General features: G+C 39.8%; 13 protein-coding genes. 7 read left to right on the plus strand and 6 right to left on the minus strand.

Annotated elements, in window-relative coordinates:
- From MKL38_RS18055 to MKL38_RS18075, 5 genes are all read left to right on the plus strand, one after another.
- Positions 1 to 2,121, plus strand: a 2,121-nt coding sequence (locus tag MKL38_RS18055) for a type I secretion system permease/ATPase (protein ID WP_270903990.1), incomplete at its 5' end; no start/stop codon positions are given.
- A complete protein-coding gene (locus MKL38_RS18060; protein ID WP_270903992.1) occupies positions 2,118 to 3,308 on the plus strand; it encodes an HlyD family type I secretion periplasmic adaptor subunit in 1,191 nt (396 codons plus the stop codon). The genes MKL38_RS18055 and MKL38_RS18060, both read left to right, overlap by 4 nt.
- Positions 3,309 to 3,400: 92 nt before the next feature.
- Positions 3,401 to 4,000 carry an IMPACT family protein gene (locus tag MKL38_RS18065; protein ID WP_270903993.1) on the plus strand — a complete coding sequence of 200 codons (600 nt, stop codon included), beginning with the start codon at positions 3,401 to 3,403 and terminating at the stop codon, positions 3,998 to 4,000.
- Positions 3,993 to 4,604, plus strand: coding sequence for a chloramphenicol acetyltransferase CAT (locus MKL38_RS18070; protein WP_004642188.1), 612 nt, complete (start codon positions 3,993 to 3,995; stop codon positions 4,602 to 4,604). Before MKL38_RS18065 ends, MKL38_RS18070 begins: the two co-directional genes overlap by 8 nt.
- A 155-nt stretch (positions 4,605 to 4,759) precedes the next feature.
- Positions 4,760 to 5,602, plus strand: coding sequence for a universal stress protein (locus MKL38_RS18075; protein WP_005041766.1), 843 nt, complete (start codon positions 4,760 to 4,762; stop codon positions 5,600 to 5,602).
- Positions 5,603 to 5,718: 116 nt separating this feature from the next.
- On the opposite strand, the gene MKL38_RS18080 is transcribed toward MKL38_RS18075, so the two are convergent.
- On the minus strand, positions 5,719 to 6,387 hold the full coding sequence (locus MKL38_RS18080) for an O-methyltransferase (RefSeq protein ID WP_127491168.1): 669 nt from the start codon (positions 6,385 to 6,387) through the stop codon (positions 5,719 to 5,721).
- Between the two features lie 198 nt (positions 6,388 to 6,585).
- On the opposite strand from MKL38_RS18080, the gene MKL38_RS18085 reads away from it, so the two are divergent.
- Positions 6,586 to 7,032, plus strand: a complete 447-nt coding sequence (locus MKL38_RS18085; RefSeq protein WP_270903994.1) for a GNAT family N-acetyltransferase — start codon at positions 6,586 to 6,588, stop codon at positions 7,030 to 7,032.
- A gap of 45 nt (positions 7,033 to 7,077) precedes the next feature.
- On the opposite strand, the gene MKL38_RS18090 is transcribed toward MKL38_RS18085, so the two are convergent.
- The 5 genes from MKL38_RS18090 to MKL38_RS18110 form a co-directional block, all read right to left on the minus strand.
- Positions 7,078 to 7,800 (minus strand): D-Ala-D-Ala carboxypeptidase family metallohydrolase, encoded by a 723-nt coding sequence (locus tag MKL38_RS18090; protein ID WP_231761508.1) that lies wholly within the window; start codon positions 7,798 to 7,800, stop codon positions 7,078 to 7,080.
- A 131-nt stretch (positions 7,801 to 7,931) separates the two neighbouring features.
- The gene (fdxA, locus tag MKL38_RS18095) at positions 7,932 to 8,255 is read right to left on the minus strand and encodes a ferredoxin FdxA (protein ID WP_003650851.1); all 324 of its coding nucleotides are present in this window, start codon (positions 8,253 to 8,255) and stop codon (positions 7,932 to 7,934) included.
- A 344-nt stretch (positions 8,256 to 8,599) separates the two neighbouring features.
- On the minus strand, positions 8,600 to 9,130 hold the full coding sequence (locus tag MKL38_RS18100) for a GNAT family N-acetyltransferase (RefSeq protein WP_270903995.1): 531 nt from the start codon (positions 9,128 to 9,130) through the stop codon (positions 8,600 to 8,602).
- Between the two features lie 61 nt (positions 9,131 to 9,191).
- Positions 9,192 to 11,831: a DNA mismatch repair protein MutS gene (gene mutS / locus MKL38_RS18105; protein ID WP_045435827.1), complete on the minus strand. Its 2,640-nt coding sequence runs from the start codon at positions 11,829 to 11,831 to the stop codon at positions 9,192 to 9,194.
- Positions 11,832 to 12,104: 273 nt separating this feature from the next.
- On the minus strand, positions 12,105 to 13,016 hold the full coding sequence (locus tag MKL38_RS18110; RefSeq protein WP_231761506.1) for a LysR family transcriptional regulator: 912 nt from the start codon (positions 13,014 to 13,016) through the stop codon (positions 12,105 to 12,107).
- 103 nt (positions 13,017 to 13,119) lie between these two features.
- Between MKL38_RS18110 and MKL38_RS18115 the strand changes: the two genes are divergently transcribed.
- On the plus strand, positions 13,120 to 14,310 hold the full coding sequence (locus MKL38_RS18115; RefSeq protein WP_270903996.1) for an MFS transporter: 1,191 nt from the start codon (positions 13,120 to 13,122) through the stop codon (positions 14,308 to 14,310).
- Positions 14,311 to 14,393: the final 83 nt, after the last annotated feature.

Consider the following 14,393-nt stretch of genomic DNA (forward strand, 5'->3'; position numbering starts at 1 on the left):
TACCAGCCCTGGTTACAGGCGGTCTTAACGATTGCTAAACATTATCGAATTGAGCCTTCAGAAGAAAGAATCCGTTTACAACTTGACTGGAACCAGAATCAAAACCTTGATGATGTTTTACAGTTAATGACACGTCAGGTTGGGCTAAACCTACGTAAAGTACCGTTTTCTTTAGAGCTGCTGAACCCGTGGCGGCTACCTGTTATGGTCGAGTTTCATGACGGACAGGTCGGCATTATTGATAAAGCCGATACCCAAGGTAATGTCAGTATCCAGTTTAGTGGGGATCAGGGACTTTCTCAAAATTTAAGCTTAGATGTCTTAAAAAATACAATTAAGAATGTCTATATCCTGCGTCCTGAAAGTTCTATTCCCGATGCGCGTATTGATGAATATATCAAACCCTATGAAGCAAGCTGGTTCTGGTCAATTGTTCTAAGAGACTGGAAGCGCTACGTTGATATTATGTTTGCCTCACTCATTGCCAATGTGCTGGCACTGGCAACCATTGTTTTCTCAATGCAAGTCTATGACCGTGTTGTGCCTTCACAGTCTGTTCCAACCTTATGGGTGCTGGCTGGTGGTGTACTGATTGCCGCTATTTTTGAGTTTATCTTACGTGTGTCCCGAGTTTATCTATCCGATATTATTGGTAAACGAGCAGATTTACTTGTTTCTGACCGTGTATTTGGTCACGCCTTAAGAATCAAAAATAAAGATCGTTCAAAGTCTACAGGTAGTTTTATTTCCCAGATTCGCGAGCTCGAAGGTGTTCGTGAACTGGTGACCTCTACCACCATTAGTGCAATTGCCGATTTCCCATTCTTTTTCCTGTTCCTGACCATCTTTGCCATTATTGGCGGAAAGCTGTTTTGGGTGATGTTGCTGGTTGTGCCGCTTATGATTTTGCCGGGTCTTCTGGTGCAGAAAAAGTTAGCGCAATTGGCACAAGAAGGCATGAGAGAATCTTCAATCCGGAATGCCATTCTGGTTGAAGCGGTGCAGGGTATTGAAGATATCAAGTTGTTGCGTGCCGAATCGCGTTTCCAAAACCAATGGAATCACATGAATGAAGTTTCAGCCGATATTGGTATGAAACAACGTAAAATTGTCGGTACCTTAATGGCATGGACCCAAAAGATTCAGGGCTTAACCTATGCAATTGTGGTTTTGGTAGGATGTTTTGCAGTGATGGAGGGTGAAATGACCACGGGTGCTTTAGTTGCCTGTTCAATTTTATCTTCACGCATGTTGGCGCCGATTGCGCAAATTACGGGTGTATTGGGGCGTTTACAGCAGGCGAAAGTGGCTAAACAGAGTCTGGATGAACTCATGCAACGCCCGATTGATCAGGCTGAGCGTTCACATCTGGTACATAAAGCAGTTTTAAATGGCGACTATGAATTAAAAAATGTCTTGTTCCAATATGGAGAAGAAGACCCGAAACCAAGTTTAGCAATCCGCCATTTAAAAATTCGTGCTGGTGAAAAAATTGCAATTCTGGGGCGCAATGGTGCTGGTAAATCGACACTGCTTCAGCTTCTATCTGGCATGCAAGTCCCTGTTCAAGGCGCAGTGCATTTAGATGGTCTGGATCTTTCTTTAATTGACCCATCTGATGTACGTCGTGATATGGGTTTACTTAACCAGAACGCACATCTTTTCTACGGTACGATTCGTGAGAACCTAACTTTGGGCGCACCGCTTGCAACCGATGAAGATATTCTTCGTGCTCTAGTGGTGACGGGTGCATTACCTTTTGTTCAAGAGAAAAAAGAAGGGCTCGATCACCTGATTTTAGAGGGCGGGGTTGGTTTCTCGGGTGGTCAGAAACAAGCCTTGTTATTGGCTCGTTTATTGATTCGTCAACCCAACATTTTATTGCTGGATGAACCGACAGCAGCGATTGATGATGTGGCAGAGAAACAACTGATTGATCATTTAAAAGGCTGGCTGGCCCATCGAACCTTGGTGGTTGCGACTCACCGCCGCGCTGTTTTAGAACTGGTGGACCGTATTATTGTCGTTAACGACGGCAAAATCGTGATGGATGGTCCAAGAGATCAGGTCCTTAATCAATCAACAGCCCAACAAAAACAAGTGCAAGGGGATAATTCATGAGCGAACCAAAACAAGAACTCACCCGTTCAATGAATGTCTCTTATAGTGAGCCACCGTTACCACGTGCCAGTTTAGTGATCTGGATTGTGGGGATTGGCTTAGTTATTTTCTTTATCTGGGCATGGGTATTTAAACTTGAAGAAGTCTCTACCGGCACGGGTAAAGTAGTTCCATCGTCTAAGGAACAGGTCATCCAGTCCTTAGAAGGTGGTATTTTAACCAAGCTAAATGTACAAGAAGGCGACATTGTTCAAAAAGGCGAAATTCTTGCGCAATTAGATCCAACCCGTTTGGCATCGAATGTCGGTGAATCAAGATCTTTACTGATCTCCGCTCAGGCAACTTCAGCACGCTTACGTGCAGAGGTGAATGGTACTCCATTAGCTTTTCCTGAAATTGTGCTAAAAGAACCAAAACTTGTACATGAAGAAACAGCGCTATATGCGTCCCGCAGAGCTAATCTCGAACAAACACTTGCAGGCTTTAGACAGGCTTTGCAACTGGTACAACAAGAACTGGCAATGACGGAGCCTTTAGTTGCTAAAGGTGCGGCAAGTGAGGTTGAAGTTTTACGTTTACGTCGTGAAGCAAATGATTTGCAAAATAAAATGAATGATGTGCAGAACCAGTATTTTGTGCAGGCTCGTGAAGAGTTATCGAAAGCCAATACTGATATTGAAACGCAGCAACAAGTCGTACTGGGTCGTAGTGACAGTTTAGATCGTGCAGTGTTTAAAGCACCAGTACGTGGTGTCATAAAAGAAATTGCAGTCACTACCCATGGCGGTGTTATTCCGCAAAACGGTAAGTTGATGACTATTGTACCGATTGATGAACAGTTGCTCATTGAAGCGCGTATTTTACCGCGTGACATTGCATTTATTCGACCGGGACAAGAAGCGCTGGTTAAGATTACTGCCTATGACTACTCAATTTATGGTGGTTTAAAAGGAAAGGTTACGGTTATTTCCCCAGACACGATTCGTGATGAAGTTAAACAAGACCAGTTCTATTATCGTGTTTATATTCGAACCGATTCAGACAAGCTTTATAATAAACAAGGTAAGGCATACAGTATTACACCGGGTATGGTGGCAACTGTAGATATTCGTACTGGTCAAAAAACGGTACTGGATTACTTGCTTAAACCATTCAATAAAGCCAAAGAAGCGTTACGAGAAAGATAATAAAAAAAGCCCCGAGATTCGGGGCTTTTTTATGGGTTTGATTCTATTAAATTCACGTTATAATTTGATTTTTATTATGCTTTATTTAATTTATGGCTTTTACGATTGCATCACTCATTACGTTTGAAGAAGAAATTAAAAAAAGTAGATTTCAGGCTATCGCTGCACCAGTAGAAAATGAACAGCAAGTTAAAGAATTTTTAGAACAAAACAAAGATATCTCGACAACTCATCAATGCTGGGCATGGAAAATTGGCCATAATGTTCGCTTTAACGATGATGGTGAACCCTCAGGAACAGCAGGGCGTCCAATCTTGGCAACCATTGAAGGGAATGACCTGACGAATATCATTGTGATGGTTAACCGTTGGTATGGTGGAATAAAGCTAGGGACCGGCGGCCTTGTTCGAGCATATGGCGGTTGTGCGGGACAATCTTTGCTATTGGCTGAGCGTATTGAACTCATTGCAAAGAAAACGATTTATTTTTCCTGTCACTTTAATGAATGGGCCATATTTCAATATGAGCTTACTCAACAACAAATTGAATATCAGGAAACCTATACTGCAACGGGTGTAAATATCGAAGCAAGGCTACAAATACATCAAATTGAACCACTTGCCCTAAAACTCAGAGATGTAACGCGTGGTCGTGAAGAATTAAAAATTGAAGAGGAATTAACCGATGACTGATTCCTTACTCAAATATCGGGAACAACATAAGCACCGTTTAAATTATATGCCATGGTTATATTGGACTTTAAAACCTAAAAATCGTGCTTGGGCCGAAGAGTGGCAACAAGAATATCAAGCTTATTTGATGGAGATGGAAACAGTTGAGATTGGTAAAAATTGTTTTATCTCGCCCTTAGCTCATATTTTTGCTGAACCGGGACGCAAAATTATTATTGGTGATAATTGCTTTATCGCAGCAGATTGTAGTCTGCATGGACCACTTGAAATTGGTAATGAGGTCGCGATAAATCATCATTGTATTTTAGATGGGGGGCGAGCCGGCATAAAGTTGCATGATCAGGTACGTATTGCTGCATATTGCCACTTATATGCATTTGATCATGGCATGCAGTTAGACCGTCCACTTTACCAGCAACCTGTCACCTCCAAAGGAATTGAAATTGAGCAGGACGTTTGGTTAGGTGCACATGTGGGTATTAAAGATGGTATTAAAATAGGTAAGCATGCTGTAGTTGGCATGAATAGTATGGTGACAAAAGATGTGGAGCCGTACCATATTGTAGGTGGCAACCCCGCAAAATTTATTCGTTTAAGGGAATAATACAGTCTCAAGAATGTAATAAAATGTTTGATCTTTAAACAAAAAAGTTGATTTTTATACATAAACCTTAACATACCAATTTTTATCTATGTTAAGTTAAAGCTAAGTTTTAAGAATAATCTCCAAGGCAAAAGACCTGAAGAAGAGAGGCTGACATGAACCGTGTTATTGCGTGTATTGACTCATCACCGTGTATTAATGCTATTGCCGATGCAGCAGCATGGGTTGCTAAAGCAACCGGACGAGAACTTGTATTATTACAAATTCTAGACTATTACCCTGCAAGTTATCATCTTGGTGAAATTAGTGGAGTAATTGGCTTTGAAAGCAATGCAATGCTGCTAAAAGAGTTAGCTGAGCTGGAACAAAAACAAAGTGAACTCGCTTTAGACTATAGCAATAATTTACTTCGTCATATTTCTGATCTTATTAAAGAAAAATACGATATTACATGTTCAAAAATTCAAGAAAAAGGTGATTTTTTAGAGCAAAGTTTTAATCTCTTGCATGAAAATGACATCGTAATTTTAGGTCGAGTCGGGGAAAGAGCTGCCGAAAAACAGAAACCAATTGGTAGTAATGTTGAAAACTTTATTCGTGGAGCCAACTGTACTGTTTTGACCATCGGTGAAAACTTTAAAATACCGACACGATTTATTTTTGCCTATGAATATTCACCAACTTGTCAAAAAATGATGCGCCGCATTGCTCAAAGTGATTTATTGCGAACACTGCAATGTCATTTGGTTTATGTCGGTGATCATCCAGAAGTACTCAATGAACCTGAGCATTACCTTAAACAAGCGGGTATAGATGTAGTGACCGTATATCGCTATGGCGATGTTGCACAAAATATTTTAGAGTACCAACAAGAACATGGTATTCAAATCATTGTGCTAGGTGCATTTAGTCATAGCAAAATTCATCAGTTCTTCTTGGGAAGTATTGCAACAACTGTATTCCGAAATGCGACTGTACCATTGCTAGTAGCTAAATAATAAGATTTGCATATAGTTATCCGCAAATCTTGTGGATAACTATATGGAAAAGCAACTGTAATAAAAGTAATTTATTGATTATAAATAATAAAATAAAAAAGACGATTTTTTAACCATTATTTCACAATTGCAATTGCGAAGCCATCATGGCCTTTTGAGCCAACTGTTTGTAATGCTGTACAAGACAAGATTTGTGGATGGTTTTCGAGGGCTTTAAACATTTCACGGATGCCTTCAATACTTGGTTTTTTATTATCTGGATTTAAAATATCACCTGCGCGAATCACATTATCAAGCACAATAATTGTACCTGATCTGGAAAATTTCAGGCTCAATTCTAAATATTCCGGATATCCCTGTTTATCTGCATCAATGAAAATAAAATCAAAAGGCTCGATAGATTGAGGATCAATCTCAGAAAGAATATCTGCGGCACGGCCAGCTTTAAGCTCAACTTTTACAGGAAGATTTGCATGGTCGATATTTTTTTGTGCCATTTCTGCGTGAGTGTCACGGCCTTCTATTGTGAGTAAATAACCATCTTCAGGTAACGCACGGCCTAACCAAATTGTACTATATGCAGCAAAGGTTCCAATTTCTAAAACTCGTTTGCATTTATTCATTTGAATAAGCATCTGCAAGAACATTCCCTGGTTAGGAGCCACTGCAAGATGATTTGAGAAGCCGTGTTCGTCGGTATTTTTTAATGCATATTCGAGTCGCGGGTCTTCGGGAATTAAATGTGAATCGATATATTCGTCAATGTCTGTCCACATCTGCTGCATAATCAAATTTACCTATATGTTGATAGGGGTATTTTAAACGTTTATGCCTAGAGTGCAAAAATCTTCGTTTGAAGAAATTTTGGTTGCTTATTGAATGAGCAAATTACTTTTTCTGAGTTACCAACCCAAATTAAACAAGGAGTATAAAAAGGTTCATTTCTTGCTTATTTTTATCAATGTGTAGTTAGGGATGTATAAATGAGAATTACGTTGTGTGCTTTCACAAGTGTAGATTTTGAAGAGGGTATTGAGGTTTATTGTTCAGCTTTTAGTAATGAGCCATGGAATGAGCAGTTTGATGATTTAGAGTCAATTAGAAAATATTTTGAGAGATATTTTCAATATTCATCTTCTTTTGGCTTTTGTGCAAAATGGGGAAACCAATTAATTGGTGTAGGAATGGGGCATATTCACCCAACTATACAAGGGCTTCGTTATTATCTAGATGATTTTTTTATTCATCCCCAATATCAGGGAAAAGGAGTTGGTTCTAAGCTTTTAAAGTATATAGAAGGAAAGTGTAGAGAAAATAATATAGAAACCATTGTTCTGCACACGTTAAGAGCATCTATTTCCGAAGATTTTTATAAAAAGCATGGCTTTAAAAACCGATCAAAACTCATCTCTTTAGCCAAACGTTTGTAATGGGTTTAAGTGAAAACTCCTTTCGATTGAAAGGAGTTTTTTAATTTAAAAATTACACATCGAACTGCTTCGAGTTAAATCAGGTCCCCAAGTACGATAGCCTTGAGTATCAATATGAATTTGTCCGGAGCTATATAAACCAATACCCATATTTAAGCTTTGACCATGCTGAGCCCAGAATTGACAGAGTTTAAATTTGGTATTTTCAATAAATGCATAATCTTGAGCTTGAGGGAACTCAGGACCAATACGGAAATCAATTGCAGAGTTAAATAAATGCTTAGAAGAACTTGCGCCACCAGCACATTCATTTAAAGGTAAATCTCGGTAAACTGAAGTTACCTCAAAGTCGGTTAAAACTTTTGATGCAACTAAATATTTAAATACGCGTAGGGTAGATAAAGAATTTCCCCAAAGTTCACGATTAGGCACGGCATATTCTGAACGCCCACATTTTTGCCAATCACGTGCTGAACGTAATAACTCAAAACTTGGCACAATGCCCGAGACATTATTTCGGGTTAAGAATTTTTCGTATTCACGAACACGTTCGTAATTTTCACCCGAACCTAACCAGCTTCGATAAGATGTAGGCTCAACTTTAGGGGGAATAGGGCGCTCGATAATAACGCGCTCTTGTGGAATAAAGATTCGTTTACCACTTGGAGAGGTTTTGCCTGTTGTTGTGTGTTGGGGAGAGCTGACACAACCTACCATAACCGCTGGGATTATGCATAAGGGCACCATACTCTGCAAAAACTTCCGCATAAGAAAAATTAAGCACTTATAAATATTGCGGCTATTTTAATGCAAAACAGTGCACAAATTACGAGGAATTTGCAATGAAATGTTTGAATAGGGTATAAAAAAAGATCAGCGGTTGCTGATCTTTTTTGAAATTACTTTTCAAGATATTGTAATTTATCAGGTTTGCCGTTCCATTCTTCACGGTCAGCCGGTTGATCACCAATTTGAGTAATGTTAGGCCATTTTTGTGAAAGGTCAGCATTGAGCTCAATAAACACTTCTTGACCTTCTGGTAACTCATCTTCAGAGAAAATTGCATTTGCCGGGCACTCTGGTTCACATAATGCACAGTCAATACATTCATCCGGATTGATCACTAGGAAATTCGGACCTTCGTAAAAACAGTCTACAGGACAAACTTCTACGCAATCTTGGTATTTACATTTAATACAATTTTCAGTGACAACAAAGGTCATGGCGACAGCTACCTAAAAAATATGGTTTCATTTCGAATAGCTTATTTTAGGCAAAAAAGGGGTAAACAAACAATTGCTTTTATTGATATTCTTTATTCATGCATATGAAGATAAGTTAATACGTTGATAATCAAACGGATCTTCCATCCTTAAGATGTGTTAGTTTATAAAATCAAAATAATAATATATTTTATAAAACAATTACTTAAAAAATATTTCCTTTAAATATTCAGATGTCATTTAAGTCAAGGCATCTATTTTATTAAATGCCTTAATTTCTCATTTTTCTTTTACAAATTTTGATTTTCTGCTTTTTTTGTTGAAAAACACTTAAATCTGTAGAACTAAAGGGTACAGAGCAAATGGATATCTTCAGGTTCTAATTGCCAAAGTTGTTGGTCTGGGGCACTTAGAGGTTGTGCGCCATGCTTAATATAGAAATCTACAGTGCGTCGACTTGGAGTTGCTGAAATATACAGTTGATTCGCATCGAGTTGTTTGGCGGACTCTTTTGCAGCTTGCATAAGTTTGCCACCAATGCCTTGACCTTGATGATCTGCATCGACATAGAAATAGTGTAGTAATTTAGCGTTAGGGTAATCCGCTATAAGTTGATTTGACACCACACTCACACCAACGAGTTTTTCTGCGGCATCAAATGCGCCGATGAATAAAGCACCTTGCTTATAGAGTTGTTTTAGTTTGGGTGGGTCATTTTCTAAATGATATGAGTCCCAATGTTGGACATCAAAAAAACAATCAACTAAGTCTAGATGTTGTTGATTTTGAATATACATTTGAGTAATTAATTCACGGCGGCTAATCTGCTGCCAAATAAGATCAATTTCTGAACTTTGCAAAGATCTTAAAATCATATAAATATTATTCTCCGAGATGAATAAGCAGACCTAAGCCTGCTTATTCAGACGTGATTTATTAGGATTTTAGCGCAGCTTTTAACTCGTAGAGCTGCTCAAGCGCCTGACGAGGCGATAAGTTATCGACTTCAATTTGCTTAAGTAAATCTAGAGCAGGGGATGAAACCTCTATCTCAACAACTTTCTCTATGACTTGTGAACCAGCGTTCGCATCTGGTGGAGCAAACAAATCATTTTGAAAGCTCGTTTGTAGATGTTGCTGCTGCTGTTTCTCTAAAATACGTAAACGTTTTTGAGCTTCTTTAATCACATTGGCAGGAATACCCGCTAATTTTGCGACCTGTAAACCATGACTTTGACTTGCAGGACCTTGCTGAACTTTATGCAATAAAATCAGGTTGCCGTTCAGCTCTTGTGCCGTGACATGATAGTTATCAATTCCTGCTTCACCACCAAGTTCAGTCAACTCGAAATAATGCGTGGCAAATAGACATAAACATTTGACGCGTTTGGTTAAATCAACCACGCATGCCCATGCTAAAGACAAGCCATCATAGGTACTGGTTCCGCGGCCAACTTCATCCATCAAAACCAGCGATTGATTGGTGGCATGGTGCAGAATTTGAGAGGTTTCCGTCATCTCAACCATAAAGGTCGATTTGCCTGTAGATAAATCGTCGGCTGAACCAATACGAGTGAAAATGCGATCGATTGGACCGAGTTTGGCTGCTTTGGCTGGAATATAACTGCCGCAGTAAGCCAATAAACTAATTAATGCCGTTTGACGCATGAATGTTGATTTACCGCCCATGTTTGGGCCAGTAATGATTGCCATGCGATGTTGGCTATCAAGAAAAGTATCATTTGGTGTAAATGGTGCTTTATTTAATGCTTCAACTACAGGGTGACGGCCTGCCTGAATTTTAATGCCCGTTTCTGGGGTAAATTCAGGACGTGCCCAATTGTTTAAGCGTGCTTGATGAGCAAAGTTAGCAACCACATCAATTTGAGCAATTGCTGAACTCATCATTTGGAGATGAGCAATATTTTCGCGAAGGTTTTCAAGTAAAGCTTCGAATAATGCTTTTTCACGTGCTAATGCACGTGACTCACTCGACAGAACTTTATCTTCAAAACTTTTTAACTCAGGGGTAATGTAGCGTTCAGCATTTTTTAAAGTCTGGCGACGAATATAGTCAGCTGGAGCTTGCTCTGCTTGAGCACGAGTGAGTTCAATGTAGTAACCACTTACACGGTTATAACCGATTTTAAGGGTATTAATGCCAGTACGTTCACGCTCTTTAATTTCTAAATCAATGAGGAATTGACCTGCGTGATCGCGAATTTGGCGTAATTCATCGAGGTCAGCATCGTAGCCTTCTGCAATTACATTGCCATCACGAAGTAATACAGGTGGGTTTTCAACAATGGCTGCCATCAAATGTTGATGAAGCGCTTTAAAATCACCAAGTTCTTGATCAAGTTGAACTAATAGTTTGGATTTTTTCGCTTGAATGACTGGAGTTAAAGCCGTTCTTAACGCTGGAATTTGTGCACATGCATGACGAAGTTGTACTAAATCGCGTGGTCGCGCACTGCCCAGTGCAACACGACTAAGCACACGCTCAATGTCACCAATTTCTTTAAGGACCAAACGAACTGGGCTTTCATGATATCCCTGAATTAATTGCTCAATGGCATCTAAACGAGCATCGAGTAATGCGGTATCACGAACAGGTTGCATCAGTGTACGGCTTAATAAGCGTCCACCCATTGCAGTTTGGCAGTCATTTACCAGTTGGAATAATGACGTGCCGTGTTCAAATAATGGTTCAATAATTTCTAAGTTACGACGTGTGATTGGGTCAAGCGCAATAAAGTCTGTGCTCTGTTCAAGTTGAATTGAACGAATATGCGGTAATGCAGTTTTTTGTGTTTCTTTTGCATAGTGAATGAGTGCAGCGGCAGCAGCTTTGGCTAAAGGTAATGGGTCTAAACCAAAGCCTGAAAGCGTTGATACCGTAAACTGATCACATAAGGTTTTTTGTGCATTATTTTGATTGAAGTCTACATTCGGGCGTTTGGTAACGGGACAATCTAAGTGCTTTTTAATTTGTTCGATAATATTCGTGTCGACCAAGTCTTCATCAATCAAAATTTCACTTGGCATTAAACGCGCAAGTTCGATAGGCAATTGTTCTGGCTTGTAATCTTGTTGTTGAACTTTAAAAATGCCTGCACTTAAGTCGAGTAAAGCAAAACCAATCTGATTTTGATGTATGCATAAAGAGACTAGGTTAGATGATTGATAACTGCTGAGTAATGCATCATCAGTTAACGTACCCGGAGTAAGAATACGAACAACTTTACGATCAACCGGACCTTTACCTGTCACTTCTCCAACTTGTTCGCAAATGGCTACAGTGCGCCCAGCTTTGACAAGACGTGCAAGATAACCTTCTGCCGCGTGATAGGGAACACCCGCCATTGGAATAGGTCGCCCACTGGCTTTGCCACGATGGGTTAAGGTGATGCCTAAAAGTTTGGCTGCTAAATGAGCATCTTCAAAGAAGAGTTCATAAAAGTCACCCATACGATAAAACAGCAACGCATGTTGATAGTCCGTTTTGACTTTGAGATATTGCTGCATCATAGGTGTATGAGAAGATAAGTCAGCCATGATTTCAGCGCTATTCATGCGTATTAAACCCTTAAAAAATCAATAATAAATAAGTTAACTTTGAAAGTTTGGTTATCGAACCAATTCTAACAACTTCTGTGTAAATCTGACTTAATCTAAGAAAAAAGTATACCTTTGTAGTGTACCTTTTTTAGTGTCAATATTGAGTTAACAGTGTGTGAGAACTTAACTTAATTTTTCACGGTTGCTATCTTAACAAATTGAGGCTGATTGACAAAAAGGATTCCTAAAATGAGCGAGGAAATAAATAGCAAAAAGAAAGTGGCCTTATCAGCTCAAACTATCACTCAATTTCTGCTGTATGAAATCAATAAGCGCTCTTGTTTTAGCGGGTAAGTAACGGCGATTTGAATAAAGGGCGAACAATTGCAATGGAGCTGCCGATTGTTCAAACTCAACCTCGATTAACCGTCCATCGCTAATGTATGGTTGGCAGGCTTGTTTGGATAGAATTGCAAAACCGACACCTGATATCGCAGCTTGTCCTGCCATCTCTCCGCTGTTTACTCGATAATGCCCTTTAACCTTGATGGTCTCGAATTCCCCCTTTTTATTCACAAATTGCCAGGGAGCACCTTTGAGTGCACTTACCGTTGTAATACAGGGCAATTCTTCAAATTGCTGGATATGAGTAGGGGTGCCATAACGCTGAATGACGGAGGGGGCTGCAACAATGGTGCAAGGGATAGTCACCAGATGACGGGCGATGTAGTCACTGTTATCCATCTGACCACGGGTAATAATGATAGCTAAATCCAGATCATCTCGCAGAGATTCGAAACCTGACAAATTTGTGATACAGCTGATCTCTAGGTCTGGGTACTGAAAGGCGAAATCGGCAATAACAGAACCCAGCAATGCAGGACCTATTTCATTGGGAATACAGATACGTAATGGGCCCTTGAGTTGCATTTGCCGCAACGTTAACTCTGTCTCAGTTTGCTCAAGCGCCTCCAGTAATGGCTTTGCTCGGGTATAGAGTAGCTGCCCCGCCTGAGTGAGTTTCATATGTCGAGTGCTACGCTCAATGAGCTGAAGATCCAGTTTTTCTTCTAACTGAGAAATACAGCGACTAACATTTGATGTCGGCATTTCAAGGATTTTCGATGCCCCAACAAAACTTTCTCTTTCAACCACCGCAATGAACACTTTCAGCGTATTAAAATCCAGAGTCGGACGCATCAATTATCCCATATTTGATAATAATAAGTGCCATTTCTACCATATAATAAACACCATTGATAGCAGTTAAACTTGGATATCTTTCATCCACAGGTTGCTTGCTATGCCCCCAGTCATGCAGACATTTAATCATAAAGCGCTCATGCGGATAGCCCTTGTAATTGCTTTTGTCCAGTTCACGAATGCACTGGAATATATGGTGTTCAATCCTGTTTTTGTTTTTATGGCAACAGATTTCGCAGTGCCTGTATCGTTCTCAGGCTATGTGTCGGGTATGTACACACTTGGTGCGGTCCTTTCGGGAGTTATTGCCTTTTACTGGATTGGTCATTTCAATAAGAAAAAATTTTTAATCGCTAATATGGCGCTATTAGGCTTATTAACACTTTTAACTACATTCACATCCAGTTTTAGTCTTCTGCTCGCACTACGATTCTGTGCAGGGCTGGTTGGTGGTACGACAATGGGTGTGGGTATAAGTATATTGATAAACAACGCACCGCCTAACTTGCGCGGAAAAATGTTGGCGACGGTGATTGCGTCATTTTCGATAGTAAGCATTGTGGGAATGCCCACGATATTATTTCTGTGTACCCATTATGGTTGGCATGTAGCTTTGTGGCTAATAAGTGCATTGTGTGTGTTGGCATTGCCATTGATTGTATCCATCATACCCCAAGACTCCGTCTCTTTAGATACGCTTCGTGCGCTGCCTCTCGATATGGATACTTTACTGTTCGCCTCGAGTAATGCGCTTGTACAGTTTAGTCCTATGCTGGTCATTCCTATTCTGGCGCCATTAATGATACAGCAGTTGGGCGCTTCGCAAGATCTACTGCCTTGGCTCTTCTTCAGCGGGGGCGTTATAGGTTATCTGTCTACAAAAATCACAGGGGCGTTAACCTCCCGTTTTTCTGCTTTGATACTGGCTACAGGTTCTACCATCGTCTTTATATTGAGTTTGCTGATACCAATTCTAGGCCATCAGTATGCAACGTTATTTATTACTTTATTTCTCGGCGCATCTTACAGTCGTTTGGTGTCATCTTCAGTGGTTTCGATTCAGTTTCCTGATGATAGGCAACGAGCTGGATTTTCTTCATTACAGACCTCAATCATGTATCTGGTTACAACCATCGCATTCTTTCTTTCTGCTTTTCTATTACCTGATCATGGTATGGCACCACAAAATGTAAACAAGTTACTGATGATATGTGCAATTTCCGCAGCAGGATTCCCAATTCTCGTTATTATTCTGCAAAAGAAACTGGCTAAACGTTTTCATCCAACGTAACTCTAAAGTTGTTATTTTTCGATCCATTAAAAGGACAACAACTAATGTAAAAAAAACTGATGGATAAATTGAATATCCATCAG

It is taken from the genome of Acinetobacter sp. AOR14_HL, assembly GCF_027855175.1.
GTDB lineage: Bacteria > Pseudomonadota > Gammaproteobacteria > Pseudomonadales > Moraxellaceae > Acinetobacter > Acinetobacter calcoaceticus.